Annotated in this window: 20 protein-coding genes and 1 pseudogene; all 21 read right to left on the minus strand. The window is 40.2% G+C overall.

Annotation, left to right across the window (positions count from 1 at the left end; translation table 11 throughout):
* Nucleotides 1-41: 41 nt before the first annotated feature.
* Nucleotides 42-1,229, minus strand: coding sequence for a glycoside hydrolase family 5 protein (locus tag MKY28_RS13775; RefSeq protein WP_340936211.1), 1,188 nt, complete (start codon nucleotides 1,227-1,229; stop codon nucleotides 42-44).
* A 207-nt stretch (nucleotides 1,230-1,436) separates the two neighbouring features.
* Nucleotides 1,437-1,853, minus strand: coding sequence for a hypothetical protein (locus MKY28_RS13780; RefSeq protein WP_340936212.1), 417 nt, complete (start codon nucleotides 1,851-1,853; stop codon nucleotides 1,437-1,439).
* Nucleotides 1,854-1,879: 26 nt separating this feature from the next.
* Complete coding sequence (locus MKY28_RS13785) at nucleotides 1,880-2,908, minus strand: alpha/beta fold hydrolase (RefSeq protein ID WP_340936213.1); 1,029 nt, start codon at nucleotides 2,906-2,908, stop codon at nucleotides 1,880-1,882.
* Between the two features lie 166 nt (nucleotides 2,909-3,074).
* Entirely contained in the window at nucleotides 3,075-3,608 is a 534-nt protein-coding gene (locus MKY28_RS13790) for a GNAT family N-acetyltransferase (protein WP_340936214.1), read from the minus strand.
* Between the two features lie 360 nt (nucleotides 3,609-3,968).
* The gene (locus tag MKY28_RS13795) at nucleotides 3,969-4,184 is read right to left on the minus strand and encodes a hypothetical protein (protein WP_340936216.1); all 216 of its coding nucleotides are present in this window, start codon (nucleotides 4,182-4,184) and stop codon (nucleotides 3,969-3,971) included.
* A 42-nt stretch (nucleotides 4,185-4,226) separates the two neighbouring features.
* Nucleotides 4,227-4,355, minus strand: a pseudogene (locus tag MKY28_RS31720) (NUDIX domain-containing protein); the annotation flags it as partial.
* A gap of 235 nt (nucleotides 4,356-4,590) precedes the next feature.
* The gene (locus tag MKY28_RS13800; protein ID WP_340936217.1) at nucleotides 4,591-5,049 is read right to left on the minus strand and encodes a GNAT family N-acetyltransferase; all 459 of its coding nucleotides are present in this window, start codon (nucleotides 5,047-5,049) and stop codon (nucleotides 4,591-4,593) included.
* Nucleotides 5,046-5,615, minus strand: coding sequence for a hypothetical protein (locus MKY28_RS13805; RefSeq protein WP_340936218.1), 570 nt, complete (start codon nucleotides 5,613-5,615; stop codon nucleotides 5,046-5,048). The genes MKY28_RS13800 and MKY28_RS13805 overlap by 4 nt, the downstream gene beginning before the upstream one ends.
* Entirely contained in the window at nucleotides 5,612-6,154 is a 543-nt protein-coding gene (locus MKY28_RS13810) for a GNAT family N-acetyltransferase (protein ID WP_340936219.1), read from the minus strand. Before MKY28_RS13810 ends, MKY28_RS13805 begins: the two co-directional genes overlap by 4 nt.
* A gap of 2 nt (nucleotides 6,155-6,156) precedes the next feature.
* Entirely contained in the window at nucleotides 6,157-6,681 is a 525-nt protein-coding gene (locus MKY28_RS13815; RefSeq protein WP_340936220.1) for a GNAT family N-acetyltransferase, read from the minus strand.
* Complete coding sequence (locus tag MKY28_RS13820) at nucleotides 6,678-7,034, minus strand: NIPSNAP family protein (RefSeq protein ID WP_076249723.1); 357 nt, start codon at nucleotides 7,032-7,034, stop codon at nucleotides 6,678-6,680. Before MKY28_RS13820 ends, MKY28_RS13815 begins: the two co-directional genes overlap by 4 nt.
* Nucleotides 7,035-7,680: 646 nt before the next feature.
* Nucleotides 7,681-8,169, minus strand: a complete 489-nt coding sequence (locus MKY28_RS13825) for a DUF2691 family protein (RefSeq protein ID WP_340936221.1) — start codon at nucleotides 8,167-8,169, stop codon at nucleotides 7,681-7,683.
* Between the two features lie 111 nt (nucleotides 8,170-8,280).
* On the minus strand, nucleotides 8,281-8,823 hold the full coding sequence (locus MKY28_RS13830; RefSeq protein ID WP_340936222.1) for a GNAT family N-acetyltransferase: 543 nt from the start codon (nucleotides 8,821-8,823) through the stop codon (nucleotides 8,281-8,283).
* Between the two features lie 127 nt (nucleotides 8,824-8,950).
* Nucleotides 8,951-9,481, minus strand: coding sequence for an AAA family ATPase (locus MKY28_RS13835; RefSeq protein WP_340936223.1), 531 nt, complete (start codon nucleotides 9,479-9,481; stop codon nucleotides 8,951-8,953).
* A gap of 12 nt (nucleotides 9,482-9,493) precedes the next feature.
* Complete coding sequence (locus tag MKY28_RS13840; protein ID WP_340937925.1) at nucleotides 9,494-9,979, minus strand: GNAT family N-acetyltransferase; 486 nt, start codon at nucleotides 9,977-9,979, stop codon at nucleotides 9,494-9,496.
* Between the two features lie 34 nt (nucleotides 9,980-10,013).
* Nucleotides 10,014-10,121, minus strand: coding sequence for a DUF952 domain-containing protein (locus tag MKY28_RS13845; protein ID WP_340937927.1), 108 nt, complete (start codon nucleotides 10,119-10,121; stop codon nucleotides 10,014-10,016).
* Nucleotides 10,122-10,216: 95 nt separating this feature from the next.
* Nucleotides 10,217-10,747 carry an AAA family ATPase gene (locus tag MKY28_RS13850; protein ID WP_076249727.1) on the minus strand — a complete coding sequence of 177 codons (531 nt, stop codon included), beginning with the start codon at nucleotides 10,745-10,747 and terminating at the stop codon, nucleotides 10,217-10,219.
* A gap of 190 nt (nucleotides 10,748-10,937) precedes the next feature.
* On the minus strand, nucleotides 10,938-12,002 hold the full coding sequence (locus MKY28_RS13855; protein ID WP_036670498.1) for a polysaccharide deacetylase family protein: 1,065 nt from the start codon (nucleotides 12,000-12,002) through the stop codon (nucleotides 10,938-10,940).
* 220 nt (nucleotides 12,003-12,222) lie between these two features.
* Nucleotides 12,223-13,275, minus strand: coding sequence for an ABC transporter substrate-binding protein (locus tag MKY28_RS13860; RefSeq protein ID WP_340936224.1), 1,053 nt, complete (start codon nucleotides 13,273-13,275; stop codon nucleotides 12,223-12,225).
* Nucleotides 13,276-13,383: 108 nt separating this feature from the next.
* Nucleotides 13,384-14,358 carry a galactofuranose ABC transporter, permease protein YjfF gene (yjfF, locus tag MKY28_RS13865; protein ID WP_017689006.1) on the minus strand — a complete coding sequence of 325 codons (975 nt, stop codon included), beginning with the start codon at nucleotides 14,356-14,358 and terminating at the stop codon, nucleotides 13,384-13,386.
* Nucleotides 14,348-15,391, minus strand: a complete 1,044-nt coding sequence (locus tag MKY28_RS13870) for an ABC transporter permease (RefSeq protein WP_081745908.1) — start codon at nucleotides 15,389-15,391, stop codon at nucleotides 14,348-14,350. The genes yjfF and MKY28_RS13870 overlap by 11 nt, the downstream gene beginning before the upstream one ends.

Below are 15,391 nucleotides of genomic sequence, written 5' to 3' on the forward strand. Positions count from 1 at the left end.
ACAGGAACACGCCGTTTACATGGATACAGCCAGACAGTAATTTATTGCATACCTTGCATGATGGCATTAATGATATTTTGCTGCGTCACGGTTTTGTTTGAACGGTTAAACAAGGCGAATCCATGTTGACCGTTATGCCCGTTATCCCAATAAACAGGAACCATTTTGTATTTTTTAGCTTTTGCTGTAACTGCTTTGGCGTAAGCAGCACGATATACATTGTTGCTGGAATCATAGGACGTTTTATCAATGGAACCGAACTCACCAATCACTACGGGATAGCCCTGAGTCACAAATTTGTCGTACATGGACTTGAACTGCGATTCAAGATAATCCTCTTGTCCCCAAGTAGACTTCTTGGCAGGATTCGTAGAAGTTGCACCCCACTGTGTGATATTACCGTTTTCCTCACCTGCAAAATCCCACGGAGAGTAATAATGTGCCGAGATCATGATTCTCTTCTGCGAACTAGGAATAGCCGAGGATCTGTAATTATCTGTCGGAAGAGCAAAGCCATAATTACCAACAGTGTAGTCAATATTGGTATTCCAGCCTGGAATCAGCAACCATCTGGCATTGTTGTTACCTCCAGTCTGACGAACCGTATCCACGAAGATTTGATTGTATGCGTTCAGATTGGCGTAATAGGCCGAGTTTGGATTGCCATAGGTACCATCGAATACTTCGTTCATGGATTCGAAAATAAGACGGTCATTGTAGTTGCTAAACTTGGTGGCAATCTGCTGCCACACCTTCTTATATTTTTCCTTAATGGCAGTCTGATTGCCACCATTCACGAGTAGCCATCCACCCTGTACGGAATTAAACCCATCACCATGAATATTGATGATCACATACAGACCTTCATTGTACGCATAATCCACGACTTGCTGAATTCGATTCAGCCATGCCGCATTGATTGTATAATTGGGAGCGCTTCCAATGTTACTCAAATAGGAAACGGGAATACGAATGGATTTGAAGCCTGCCGCTTTTACCTTTTTGATTAACTCTGGAGTTACCGTAGGGTTACCCCAAGCTGTCTCATTTGGTGTACCGTTCACCGATGCTTCCAGCTGATTGCCGAGATTCCATCCTGCACCCATCTCAGCCACCACTTGCGAAGCGTCTGCTGCTGCTGCTTTAGGGCTCCATCCGGTAAAGGCCACGGCAGCCACTAACACAAGCGCCAAGCTGCTGACGCCAAATCTCTTCCATTTTTTGAACATAACCATACCTCCGCTTATTCTATTATTTTTAACAAGCAGTGCAGTTAATCTATCCATACAGATTGAATGATTCGAGAATACGTGCCTCCTCTCCCTATCGATCAAACAAATGAATTTTTCGCCCGACACCAACATAATAACACATTTATGGAAAATAAAGCGATATCTTTATTGTTTTTTGTGACTATTTACTACAAAATAATCCATCTATCCGTTTAAGTGGATTGCTTGAATTTGTTCTCTATCAAAATCAATAATCATGATGTGATCATGCAGAATATGATCTCCGCAAGATATTGTTGCGCCGTAGTCGGTTATACTGTTAAATGTAATATCCACACGATAAACTTCAATTTCATTAAACCAATTCTCATGTACCTTTCCCTGAAGTTCATTCTCATAATATTCTCGAAAGACAGTCTCACAAGTTGAAAACCACTTAATGTAGTCTTCTATTTTATCAACAATTGAAACTAACGGTGTATTTGTGGACACATATATTCGAACGTCATTTAAATCCTCATCTTGTATGGAATGTTTGAATATTTGGACTGTATTTTGCAGACTGTAACACCGATAACTCTCATCACTCTCTTCTTCAAGCTCAATGAATTCACTTAACAATATGATCTTGCTCCTCTCAATGCATATTAAAATAGCTCATTTAACCACTTTACGAATTTTTCTTTCTCTTCAAACTGTGGGTAATGCGCCGACTCGTTGAATACAATGAAGTCTTTGATCGGTGCATCCAATACGTCAAAATAATCACGTGCTGCATTCGCAGTGGTCATATAATCATATTTACCCGTTACAAAATAGGTAGGAATCTCCAGATGATCAACAATATCAGGTAAATTTTGATCAAATGCTTCCTTCAGTAAGATGTCTTGTGAACTGAACATCCCTGTATAAAAGCGAATCATATCCAGCCCATTATACTCGGGATTTAAAAGGAATCCTGAAATATAATCTCTATTCTCGTTGATGAGTCTGGCTGCACCACCGTACTTTTGCAACAAAATTCTAGGCGTAAGTTCCTTTCCTTGCTCGATCGAGCTGCGAATTAGCTCCAGTTTTTTAACGTCCTCTGCATTACCGGCTTGTTTCGCTTGCTCGTACGTGTACTCCAAACTTTCCAGTTCGCTCTGAAGTGTATTAGCCATCTGTCCAATGCCTATATAAGCGTGAAACTGAGTGGGTGCTTTAGCCGCAGCTTTCAAACCGATATATGTACCAAATGAATGACCAATTAATATAACCTTCTCTTGATTTAACTCCTTAGATACATAATCCCTTAACGCTAACAAATCATCTACTAATACATCTGTTGTCAGATTCGAGTAATCCTCAAAAAAGTGATAGGACTTCCCACTCCCACGTTGATCGTAATGCACCACCGTGAAGTGTTGCTCAAGCTCTTTCTGATACTTCCTTACGTACGGAATCTCCGAGCATCCCGGCCCGCCATGCACAAAAATCAGGATAGGATTAGTCCGATCAACACCCCTGATCATGACTTCATGTCCTGTACCGTTAATTTCGACCTGCTCTAACATGCTGATGCTGTTTTCACCTTTAATTTTGGGTGTCCATGTGGGAAATATCAGAGCTACTATAACCATTAGTATAATACTAAGTATGCTGTATTTGGGTGTTTTACGTATTTTGTTTCGCATGTAATGCTCCTTAAATAATAAGTTTCATTTGTAATTCTACCAGCGATTTTCTTTATCGTAACGGATACAACAATTCAACGGGTTCTATCATCAGCTCTTCTTGGAAAATGTAATTGTGATCGGCTCCTACGATACATATGAATGGTTCCGAGTATCCCAACCGTTGTCATGTGCCCAGCTCCTTTATCATATGTATATCGTTCGGCTCTTTGTCATAAAGTTCTTGATCAATCTCGCTTGCAATCTGACTGCCCTGACTTTTATAAAAGGATACCGCTGATTTCGTCTCTGTGGAGGAGATATACAGATACTGTGCACCACGTTTCTTAGCCTCATCACCTAACTCGTTTAGAATACGTTTTCCAATACCTTGTCTTCTGTACCCGCGTGAGACATACATCAAGTCAACTTGTAATTGATTTCGTTCTTTTCCTCTATATTGATGTGCCAGCACACCAAATCCGACGAATTGATCGTCAGCAAAAGCGCCATATGCCATGCCACCCTGTTCTAATTCATAGACATATCTATTTTGAATCTTCTTCAAAAGCATCTCATCCCAGTTTGAGCATTCATGATTTTGTTCAAGCTCAACCAATCGGTTCTCTCTCATTTCATAAATGAGATCAATATGTTCCGAGCGATCTATTTCCTGCAACTGATTCACATCATCAAGGGTCAACGTTCTATACGCTATCATGATTGTTGCCATCTCTCTTTCCCATGTTATTTCTAAGATCCTATGGCTTTATTGATCGAAGTCTGTATTTATCAAAGACCCTTTTATCGTACAAAATAGTGTATTCCTTGTTCTCTTCAATTAGTTTTGACATATCCATTGGAACGGCTATTGTTCTTTAAAGATTATTAAAATTAATTACAGTCATTTCATTTTCACTAATCTTTTGAACAGTAACTGCTTCAAAAATTGAAGTTCGAAAGGAATTCCATAACAAAATTAAAAGCAATAAAAGTAATAGTGACATGATGAGTCCCTTATTCTTATTCACTAGTTCTTTTCATCTCCTTTAGTTTCAAAACAGAGTTCCTCCAACTAAAACTAGCTTATTTTAATTTCAGGTAACTCATTCAAATGATTTATTTCGATAGTGTATTTCTTAAGCTTATGGTTCTCAAGTCCATCCCATCTGTCTGAGAAACGATAAAACATATCTCCGAAGTTCATCCCTTCAGGTAATACATCCACAAGCTTTATTTCATCGATTTCAGACTTCGGTAAGCTCTCCAGCAATTTAACCTCAGCATAAGAAACCATACCAAAGCTCCCATTCCATTCATATACACCATAAGGTATTAATTCGAAGTGTACTGCCCCTGTCTCTTCATAGAGTTCTCGACTTGCCGTGTGTAAAAGTGTTTCCCCTATTTCTTTGTTGCCTCCTGGGATCTCCCAACCTCCTCTTTTCCTATTTTTTATATGATGAATTTATTATTGTATTTAGCGATCATAACTGCAAATTTGATTAACTCCGGATCAAGTTCATCTAGATCAAACCAGTGGCTCATGTTATCTCTCCCATAAACAACTATTCTTTCAATATATAATTGTTAAACCATTGAAGTGGTAACAAGCTATCATCGGATATAATCGTTGTGAATACCGCAATCAATCCTCGCTTTTGGTTAACAAAGATATATTGCCCTCTGAAATGTTGAGTCTATCATTTTATTTCCAACCTGTAGATCACTTCATCATCTGAATTGGTTCTGTTCTCACTAATGAAGGACATGCTCTTATACAAATTCTGTGCTATTTCGTTATCACGTTCAACCGTTAATGAAATAACCTTGCACAACGGATGCTGTTTTGTAATGTAATCTAGAATGGCTCTTATAGCGCTCTTTCCCATTCCTTTGCCTTGATAGGATTGATCGATTTGAAAACCACCAATCCAGTAATTATCTGTACTATCTGGCGTATAACTCAGATAAAAGAAACCAAATACCTTACCATCAATCTCAAGTACGTAAGGATCAAATGCTTCATCCCACGGTTTTATATAAGCGTAAGCGATCCCCTCAATAACAGATGGAACTAATGAGACTTGCTGTTCATACAAAGAGATATTCAGCGCCTCTTCCCAATTCTCTCGGGTGACTGGTTGTATTCTTATATTCACCACTGCATCTCCTCTTTCGACAATCCTTGTTTGATTCTAAAGTTCTTTTCAATTTCACTTACAACCACTTCCAAATGATGTTCAATCAACTGTATCGCTTGTTTTTTATTCTTCGTGATTGTTGCAGTCTTATGGTTTTTGTTAATTGTACATATAACTTCTTCTATATTATATTGATGGTTCCATTTCACAATCATCTTGCATAAGTTCTTAAATGACTGCTTGTAATTCCACGGTTGCAAACCCATTCTGGACAATACAAACCTCTTTATGATCCGATAATCTCTAATGAAAACATTTGGAGCTAATACAAAAATCAAATCCGCTTCCTGGATGGACTTAATGGTCCAATCTTTGCACTGCACTCCTTCTATAATCCAAGCCTCTGAACTGATAATAGATTGGATCGAATCATCCCTAACATGTTCAGGATATCTCAGATTTTCGGCACTTCTGTCCCAGATGAGATTGTCTAATTCATAGCAAGGAATACCGTATTTATCCGACAATTCTTTAGATAATGTTGATTTCCCACTACCGCAAGATCCAATAATTCGTATTCTCATACATATTCTTTCTTCAAAAATGCATAGATGACATTATCAACAAATCGATTTTTCCAATAATAATGTTCTTTCAATATGCCTTCTTCACTGAAACCAATTTTCTCAAGCAACTTTCTTGATCCCGCGTTCTCTGGCTCTACAAATGCTTCAATTCTGTTTAATTCAAGATTCTTGAATCCATATTCAACGATTTTCTGAGTTACCTCGGTCATGTAACCCTGCCGCCAGAACTCTGGTGCTAACTCATATCCCAACACAGCTTTATGATGTTGTTTCATCCAACCATGAAATCCGCATGTTCCAATAATTCTGTTATCCGATTTCAAAGCAATTCCCCAGCGGATGACCTGACCATTTTCGAATCGTTCAGTCCATCTTTGTATGAGTTCTTCTGCTTGTTTGGTATTCGTAAAACTTTCTAAATCGTAGAATCTTGTAACTTCATCTGAAGAAAAAATATGAAATATGTCTTGGGAATCACTCTGTCTAATCTCTCTTAACAGCAGTCCTTTGGTTTCTAGCTCAGGAAATGGAGTCATATTCACTTCACCTCAATCGAGTATACTGCTACATTTTTCCCAATTATATCTACGTCCTTCTCGTGTTTCATGCCATTCTTTTGCGCGACTTTCATAGAACCCACATTGCCATGTTGAATTAACGATATTAATCTTTTCTGCTTCAAGTGATCCATGCCATATTCTTTCCACGCTTTTGCTTGTTCATAACCATAACCCATTCCCCAGTATTGCTCTACAACCCAGTAACCAACTTCAAGCTCATCATTGCCTTCAATGATTTGAGGAATCAGTCCAGAGGTTCCAATTAACTTGTTATCCTCTTTGTTAAATGCGAGGAACAGCCCTTTATCGTCTTTATTCCAGTTGATGAACTTTTCCAGGCTTTGCATGGTTTCTTCCTTGGTCCAGGGTCCTCCATGTCTTATAAATTTCATCATATTTGGCTCACGAGTCATCTCAAAAAGTAAATCGAAATCATTTTTGGTATATTTCCGAAATATAAGTCGTTCTGTCTCCATCTTTCTCTCAACTCCTTCTTCATTCACTTCAAAATCGTTTGTTCGCGCTCTACTGTCGATGTGAAAAACGCTTGCCTAATCTCTTCTCGAAATACATCTTTATACCGATGTCTTCCAATCTGATCAAAACGGGCTTGAACTCGCATTACGTGTTCTGTATCTGATTTTATCTTTTTCTCAATCTCTTCGTATTGTTCAAAGGTATCGTATTCCCACATCGCAAAAATTTCGCTGGTTTCATCATCGATTGTTGTGTGCCATCTCCCAATAAGTCTTGATCCGTATTTCAACTGGGATGGCAGCAAAATATCATTAAACAGAGCATTAAACTCATCTACAAAAGAAGTCGCAATAATATAGGTTTTTCTCCTATATATCATCATGTGTACCTCCTTATGTGTAATAAAAGCAGTACACCTATCTCGTCACAATTCCCGATGTAATTTTCATGTTCGGAGCATAGGTTAACCAAGTTGATAATATCTACTAAATTTTTAATCTTCCATACACGTTGAACCAAAAACAAAAATTCAAGATAATCATCGTTATAGTAAAGCCACCGCATATTTCTCAGATATTCAATTTGGTCATCCCAATAGTAATCAGACAAGGCAATTCCCCTGCTTCATAAAGATGTAATCGTATTCATAAACATTCAAATATCATAGGGAAACGGACTAGAGCGTGTCTGAAAACTCAGGCAAGTAAACAGTGATGGGTGCCAGCTTACCGTCCGAAAATTGCTGAAGTTCAGAGTGACTGATGCTGGCGAATCGCCAGGCGATTTTCTAAGGAACACAGGACATCTTATTCGGCCTTCACGTCCTCTTTTAAAATTGTAAGGAACATGAGACATCTTATTTTCCAAAATCATCTGATAAAAACGCTACAAAAGGCTATTTTACCTGGTATAGCGTGTCTCAGGTTCCTTAGATTTCGGAGGGCGTTTCAAATTCCCGAATAAGATGTGTCAGGTTCGTTAGCGTTAACACCTAAACTCATCGCTATTAATCCCATGCTCCTTTATCACCAGACCGATAGTTTTATCCTAGCATCATTCTCATCTGTTAAATATTCGAGAGATTCAAATCCCTGTCTATTTATATGATTATACAATTCCTCGACTTTCTCTAAATCCTTACAATAAACCGTGACGTAGGTACTATCGATCACAAGAAGAACCATCTGACAGTCACTCAACATATAATCTTCATAGGTGATAACATCTGTTATTTGTGTGCCTTTTGGAAATGCTTTTAAATTCGCAAATATTAAATAATACTCGTTGTTATCAATAAGTTTCTGTAATTCTTCTCCATTCATACCCATAATCATATCCGGAAAAAGATCATCCCCTAACGTATCATCAACAACGAAGTAGGACTCCTCCTCACCAATAAACCAATCGAAATTAGATACTTCCATTGGTTTTAAAATCTCCCCAAGAAAGCGACCATAGGCATTTGGTATTTCAAAACGTATTCCTCTGTTCATCTGTTCACCCTTTTTATGCATATATATTAGTACATTAATCTTTTGATTTTTGGAAAACGTAATCGAAATTAATAAAGAATACAACTGAACAAAGCTATTGAGATTGACATTCCAATTTTATGCCTCTGGAGACTATGACTGCTCATATTCAGTTTTCAAGATACTCATGCAAACACTATCCCAGTATTTCCCCTTTTTATATATCTTCTTTCTGTATCTTCCTTCTTCTTTAAAGCCACATTTTAAATAACATTTGTAAGCAATCTCATTATACTCGTACACTTCAAGTTCTAATCTGTTTAAATTCAGCTCTTCAAAGACAAACTTCTGTAGTACACGGATTGCTTCACTTCCATAACCTTTACCTAAAAATTCTTTTCTCCCTATTACAATTGCTAAACATGCAAAGCGATTTTTATAATCAATTTTGTACAAATCGATCTGGCCTATATAATCTAGCGAATCCTTTAACCCGATAATAAAACTTTTATTCGAAGACTTGCCTTCAACCATTGTCCTGAAAAAGACTTCTGTCTCATAACTCGAATGAGGATACAAAAAATTATCTGATAATGTCCCTGTGATTTCCGGATCGTTCACCCATTGTTTGATGTAATCCACATCAGAATCCTGGTATTCTCTTAACACAATCCTTTCTCCATAAATACGAGACATCGATAATCCCCCCAACGATTTTTTTTCTTTTGCAACCTACTTAATAAAATCTAATGATTTTTTTTACCTCTTATTGGTTATTCAACGCTCGTGCATTTTTAAAATTCGAAGCATAATAACAGTACAGTTATTTCAATCGATATTTCTCATTATTTATAATTTCACTTACTATTTCAGGTAGTTGTTCTTCTGTAAAATGATTAGTATAAAGCTTGTTGTCTACTCTCAGATCCGGATGATTTTCAAACTCATCCAGCAGAATTATACTTCTTTCTTTCATTTGATATTCTTCTGCTCTTAGATGGTCTCTACGAATAATGGTTTGACGATCAACCATCAATACAACATAGATTATGCGAACATGATAGTCTGCCAATTCTGTCATTAATCCATCAATGTCTTCCGGAAGGGCCACATAGTCCAGAACAACATCGTATTTATAATCCAATAAGTTTTTCACTAGACTAGATATATTTTTCCAAGTTAAGTCGTTTGTATCCTTATCAAGCCAGGGTTTACCTCGCCCTTTGACCGGAAAGTGACTAACCGTATCTCCAGAAATGTAGGCACTTTTATCTAAAGTCTGAACTAGCAGCTTGGAAGTTGTAGATTTCCCTACTCCAGGGGGTCCAGATATAATATACAGGTTTCTACTCATTTCGTATTCTCCTTACAATATCTTTTGGAAACTTCCAATATCCAGTTTTCTATCGAATTTATATCCAATCTCTTTAAACAGAGCACATTGTTCATAACCATTTCTCTCAAATAAGGATTTACTTCTTGTATTCTCCATGCAAATCGTCGCAATTAAGGTATGGAACCCTTGTTCTTTTGCAATCTTCTCTATAAAATGTAGTGCTTGTTTCCCCAAGCCTTTTCCCAAAATATCGGGCTTCAAATATATGGTGACTTCACCGCAAATGTCATATGCCTGTTTACTCTTATATTGGGTGATCAGAACATAGCCCATCATTTGATCGGTTTCAAGAATTACATAAGTTTTATACCGTGTATCCTTGTTCATGACAGAGGATTTAATCTGATCAAGATCTAATTCCTCCGTATGAAACGAAATCGTTGTATTCATTACATAATAGTTATAAATCACTCTAATTTCAGGGAGGTGCTGTTCGGTTACCTCTTCAAAAGTCACAGTCGTCAATTAGGTTCCATCCTCTTCTGTTCATTTATTCATCATATGTATGAAATACCGCGTCTAGATTTAACTCACCGTAAATATGAGGATATTCCCTGCCTTCATTATACAGATCTTCCCATATAGCTTCTGACTTTATTTTAGAATCCCATTAATCAACGCGGCTTCCCACTCTTTTCTTAAGAGTACATGTACAATCATCATCCTAAAATCCTCCTTAATAAAAAAGGATAATTATTTGGATAGGACCTTCCTCAATATGAGTTCTATGATTTCACTAGTCTCCAGATGATCGGTAATAATGCGAGTTTGAAATTTTTCATCCTTGAAAGCTTCAACACACTTTGGTGCTTGTTGATACTGCCAGCCTCCATACTCATCTCCACGTTTAGCCAAACGATGATAAATCGTCTCTTCTGTAGCCGTAAGGCAAAAATGATGAATGTCCTGATCGATCTCTTTCAACCCGTTATAGATGTAATTAAAGTTTTCCTCTTTATAGATGGTCATGGGGATAATTAAGTGTCTGTTGTATTTCTGCTTTACTTCTTTAGCCGTCTTTACGGTTAGAATTTTCCATAAATCGATATCTTGAAAATCATCCGTACGTTCCCTTTCCTCTCTACAATTCTCCGGAAGAAGTTTTCTGAGCATATAACCTATTTCTTCAGGATCGTAGATCATGCTGTTGGCAATTAAGGGCTGAAGTGCTTCAGCTGCAGAAGTTTTTCCCGAACCAAACGCTCCGTTAATCATGATGATCATTTGATGATTTCACTCCCATTCAATGAAACTTTTCAATAGAAACCAGATTCTTCACATACAATTTCATCCATTATAAATGTTTTCCTTCCACTTTTGTGTTACAAAATGGAAAAAAACATAATGAAATCCCATTGGGTCAACCCAACGGGATTTCATTATAGTGCATTATTTTTCAATCAACCTAAGCTTGTTAATGTATTTCCAAGTAATCGATATATATATCCCATGTCCCATCATCGGCTGTTACAACCAACTCAATGACCTGATTTCCCGTCCCATGGCTGATATTATTCAGGGTATAAACCGCTGGAGCGCTTCCGCCAAAGTAAAAGGTTCCCTTCGTCTGTCCGCCAATCTTCAAATCAACTCTAGCCATGTTGGCATTGTTTGAAGCTCCACGAAGCGAGAAATTATGAGTGCTCGTTGCAAAATTCTGAGTGTATTTAACCAAATCATTGTTGGCATAAAGGACCACACCATTGAAAGGAGAACTGATATTGCCGGTGTATTGTCCACCTTTGGTCATGTTCTCAGCTTCCACTTTTGTTCCGTTACTCGGGGGATTGGTAGTGCTATTATCGGGCGCGACTGCCCGACCGGTAGTTGATGAGATCATACCTGAGCAAAGGCCACGATTCTTCAGATTTTGTGCAATCTGCGGAATGGCCTGAAGTGTCGTCTGGTACTGATCATGCATTAGTATGACGTCACCACTTTTCATCGTATTCACAGCTGCTACAATCTGGGCTGCGCTGGCACCATTCCAGTCTTGGGAATCTACGTTCCACAGTACTTCCTTCAGGCCGTTTTGGCTCACAACGGATTTCAAGGTCGCATTTGTCGCACCGTAAGGAGGTCTGAACAGTTTAGGTGAACTTCCGGTAATAGACTGGATCGTCTGTTGTGTCCGAGTAATCTCTGACGACATCTGAGAACTGTTTAATGTAGTCATGTTTGGATGTGTATAGGAATGATTGCCAATCCACATACCAGCTGCTACTTGTGCAGAAACCAGAGATTTATTATTTTGTGCATTTTGTCCAACATTGAACATCGTTGCCCGTAAGCCAGCCTGCTTCAACGCGTTAAGCATGTTTGTTGTATTTCCAGATGGGCCATCATCAAACGTCAGACCTACATAACCATTCGGACAACTTGCATCTGCAGCACGAGCATCAGGCACCCCCGGAATAGAAAACAAGGTACCGAAAAGTGCGAGAGATATTACCGCCTTTGCCAGCTTAACTTTGAACATAAAATTACCTCCTCATAATATATTCGCAGCATACTACCTTCTACACTCCCTCTCTTTATCGAACTCTCACCCCTCGAAAAAAGCGCTTTCAAAAGTATGTAATCCGCTACGTCCTTTCTCATAGAGAAGAGCTTTTAGTTCAAGGTGAGTTCAGTATAAACGATAAGTTTATTTAAAGTAAATTGAATTTTATCCAAAATGTTCTATTTATTCACGAATTCTAGAATCGCCTGTTGTACATCTCCCGTTTAGCACTCTCCTGTGTAAAGATGTCCTCCGGGGGCACCATGCGCTTCGGGAGTGTACGCCCTGCAATAATTTCTTTTGTAGCCTGCATAAGCTGAGGACCAAGCAGCGGGTTACATTCCACCACAGCGTTGATTTTCCCACTCGCCAGAATTTCAAGTGCTTTGCGGGAGCCGTCCACCGAGACAATGATAATGTCCTCTCCCGGCTTCAGCCCAACTTCTTCTATCGCTTGTATGGCGCCAAAAGCCATTTCATCATTATGGGCAAAAAGAACCTGCGGCCGTTTGTCTTCCGGGACCTGAAGGAATTCTTTCATGACTTGTTTCCCATTGTCCTCCGTAAAATCGGCAGGAGCACTTTGTGAGAAGATGATATCTGCTCTGGTTTCGAAAATGCTTCTAAAGCCCTCGCCACGCTGGATAGAGGGTGTAGAACCACTCGTGCCTTTCAGTTCGGCAATCCGTATCAAACCCGGATGATTTCGCATCCGATCCTGAATGTACTTCCCGGCCTTCACACCTTCCTCATAAAAGTCCGATCCAATCGTTGTCACAAAAAGTGAAGTGTCTTTGACATCAACTGACCGGTCTACGATAATTACGGGTATACCTGCATCCCTGGCCTCCTGAAGAATACCATCCCAGCCCGATTCTACGACCGGTGCAATGGCAATGACATCCACCTTTTGCCTGATGAACGACCGAACAGCCTCGAACTGTTTCGTCTGAGACTGTTCTGCATTTTTTATTACAAGGGAGATTCCCGATTCAGCCGCAGCATTCCGAATAGACGTGGAGTTTGCCAGACGCCAGGCACTCTCTCTGCCCAGTTGTGAAAAACCCAAGACAATCGGTTTCGTAGAGGTATCCCTTGCTACCGCTGATTCCATCCATTCCTCAACGGAGGGAAGAGTTTCTAAGTTGTTAGACGAGATGGGAGGAGGAACAGATTCAGACTCAGGGGTTGTGCAGCCGACAAGCAGCAGTAGAATGAACAAACACAACCAGTTCACATGTCTTCTCACTCACGTATCCCCCATCTCCATGTTACGCTCAGCATTCAGCAATGCAGAGCGCATATTGTTATATCATTGTGTCGGTATCCGTATTCAATATCATTTAATTCGATCAACTTAATGCAGTGATTTCGAGGATACTCGCCGCCCGCTAAGAAGTCGCTGGAACAAAATAAAAACAAACAGCATCAGGCCAATCACAATCTTGGTCCACCATGAGCTGAGCGTACCTTCGAAGCTAATTATAGTTTGGATAGCCCCCTGGATCAATACACCAATAAAGGTTCCCGCCACATACCCTACACCACCTGTTAACAAGGTGCCTCCGATCACAACAGCCGCGATGGTATCGAGTTCAAGACCCATGGCGTGTAATCCATAACCGGATAACATATAGAAGGTAAAGACAACACCGGCAAGCGCGGAACACAAACCGCTGAACGTGTACACCAGGATTTTGGTACGTGCAACCGGCAGTCCCATGAGCAACGCGGATTGCTCGCTTCCGCCGATGGCGTAAACGTTGCGCCCAAACCGGGTGTAATGTGCCAGGTAGATCGCGAGTAGTACAATGACCAGAGCAATAATCACATTAATGGAGACAAAGCTGCCCCCTGGCAGGGAAATCTTCGCCTGCGCAACCTGTGTGTAAAATGGATTCGTAATGGTAATGGTGTCGAGACTGATGACATAACACAGCCCCCGCGCCAAAAACATGCCTGCCAGTGTCACGATGAAAGGCTGAATTTTAAAATAGTGGATGATCGCCCCCATGACTGTGCCAAACAACGCACCCATGACAAGCACCATAGGTATAACGATCGCAGGCGACCATCCTTGCTTCTCGACCAGACTTGCGCTAATGATGGTCGTCAGCGCAATGACAGATCCTACCGACAGGTCGATTCCTCCCGATACAATCACAAAAGTCATGCCAATTGCCGTGATAATCAGAAATGCGTTATCAATGAGAAGATTAAGCAGTACCTGTGTGGAAAAGAACCCCGTATACCGGAAAGAGCCTATGGCAAACATCACGGCCAGCAAACCGAAGGTGACAAAGACCGGGAGATACTTACGATTAAGAAACATGGCGGTTAACCCCCTGTTCGGCTGGAAACTTCCGTTTTTTCCAACGGATCACCATGGAATTGCGGAATGAATCGGATTGAATCAAACAAACGGCCAGTACAACAAAGGCTTTGACAACCAGCGTAACTTCTGGCGGGACTCCAATCATATAGATCGTCGTTGTTAAGGTTTGGATAATGAGTGCTCCAACGACGGTACCCATTAGATAGAAACGACCACCATTGAGCGAAGTACCCCCGATGACTACAGCAAGAATGGCATCAAGTTCATACCACAGACCTGCGTTATTGCCATCCGCGCTGGATACATTCGAGCTGAGAATAAGCCCGGCAATGCCGGCACACAGACCACAGAAGACATATACCGTGAGAATAACCGTTTTTGAACGAATACCTGCCAGTTGGCTCGCGTTTGCGTTACTTCCGACCGATTCAATAAACAGTCCCAGTGCCGTTTTTCTCGTCAACAGTGAGGCAACAAGCAGCACAGTTAATACGATGAAGATGGAAAAAGGCAATGCTGCAAGCGAACCTGCCCCGATATAGGCATAGTTTGCGTTGGATACAGTAATAATCTGTCCACTCGTAATCAATTGCGCAATCCCACGTCCAGCTACCATCAGAATAAGCGTTGCAATAATGGGTTGGATTCGGGCAACCGAAACCAGCGCCCCATTCCATATGCCCAAGATCAGTGAGAGACCTATAGATAATCCAAGTGCGCCCAACATAAGCCCGAGCGAATTCTGATCCACTCCTCTGCTGATGCTCATACAAGCCACGGCACCGGAGATCGCTACAATGGAGCCCACGGACAAATCGATACCTCCGGTCGCAATCACCAGTGTCATACCGATCGATACCAGAATTAAGGGCGCTCCAAAATTGAGAATATCAATCAAGCTGCCATACAGATTCCCTTCACGCATGACGAGGGAGAAGAAATCCGGAGAGTACAGCAAATTAAAGATTAAAAGTAAACCAAGCATACATAACGGCCAAAACAAATGATGTTTACGCATCTTGCCCGCCAT

This window comes from Paenibacillus sp. FSL R5-0473 (genome assembly GCF_038004565.1).
Classification (GTDB): domain Bacteria; phylum Bacillota; class Bacilli; order Paenibacillales; family Paenibacillaceae; genus Paenibacillus; species Paenibacillus amylolyticus.

Excerpts from the sequence above, each read along its gene's own strand:
- MKY28_RS13775 (WP_340936211.1), bottom strand. The coding sequence starts at position 1,229 with ATGTTCAAAAAATGGAAGAGATTTGGCGTCAGCAGCTTGGCGCTTGTG.
- MKY28_RS13785 (WP_340936213.1), bottom strand. The coding sequence starts at position 2,908 with ATGCGAAACAAAATACGTAAAACACCCAAATACAGCATACTTAGTATT.
- MKY28_RS13790 (WP_340936214.1), bottom strand. The coding sequence starts at position 3,608 with ATGATAGCGTATAGAACGTTGACCCTTGATGATGTGAATCAGTTGCAG.
- MKY28_RS13795 (WP_340936216.1), bottom strand. The coding sequence starts at position 4,184 with ATGGTTTCTTATGCTGAGGTTAAATTGCTGGAGAGCTTACCGAAGTCT.
- MKY28_RS13805 (WP_340936218.1), bottom strand. The coding sequence starts at position 5,615 with ATGAGAATACGAATTATTGGATCTTGCGGTAGTGGGAAATCAACATTA.
- MKY28_RS13810 (WP_340936219.1), bottom strand. The coding sequence starts at position 6,154 with ATGACTCCATTTCCTGAGCTAGAAACCAAAGGACTGCTGTTAAGAGAG.
- MKY28_RS13820 (WP_076249723.1), bottom strand. The coding sequence starts at position 7,034 with ATGATATATAGGAGAAAAACCTATATTATTGCGACTTCTTTTGTAGAT.
- MKY28_RS13825 (WP_340936221.1), bottom strand. The coding sequence starts at position 8,169 with ATGCATAAAAAGGGTGAACAGATGAACAGAGGAATACGTTTTGAAATA.
- MKY28_RS13830 (WP_340936222.1), bottom strand. The coding sequence starts at position 8,823 with ATGTCTCGTATTTATGGAGAAAGGATTGTGTTAAGAGAATACCAGGAT.
- MKY28_RS13835 (WP_340936223.1), bottom strand. The coding sequence starts at position 9,481 with ATGAGTAGAAACCTGTATATTATATCTGGACCCCCTGGAGTAGGGAAA.
- MKY28_RS13850 (WP_076249727.1), bottom strand. The coding sequence starts at position 10,747 with ATGATCATCATGATTAACGGAGCGTTTGGTTCGGGAAAAACTTCTGCA.
- MKY28_RS13855 (WP_036670498.1), bottom strand. The coding sequence starts at position 12,002 with ATGTTCAAAGTTAAGCTGGCAAAGGCGGTAATATCTCTCGCACTTTTC.
- yjfF (WP_017689006.1), bottom strand. The coding sequence starts at position 14,358 with ATGTTTCTTAATCGTAAGTATCTCCCGGTCTTTGTCACCTTCGGTTTG.
- MKY28_RS13870 (WP_081745908.1), bottom strand. The coding sequence starts at position 15,391 with ATGGCGGGCAAGATGCGTAAACATCATTTGTTTTGGCCGTTATGTATG.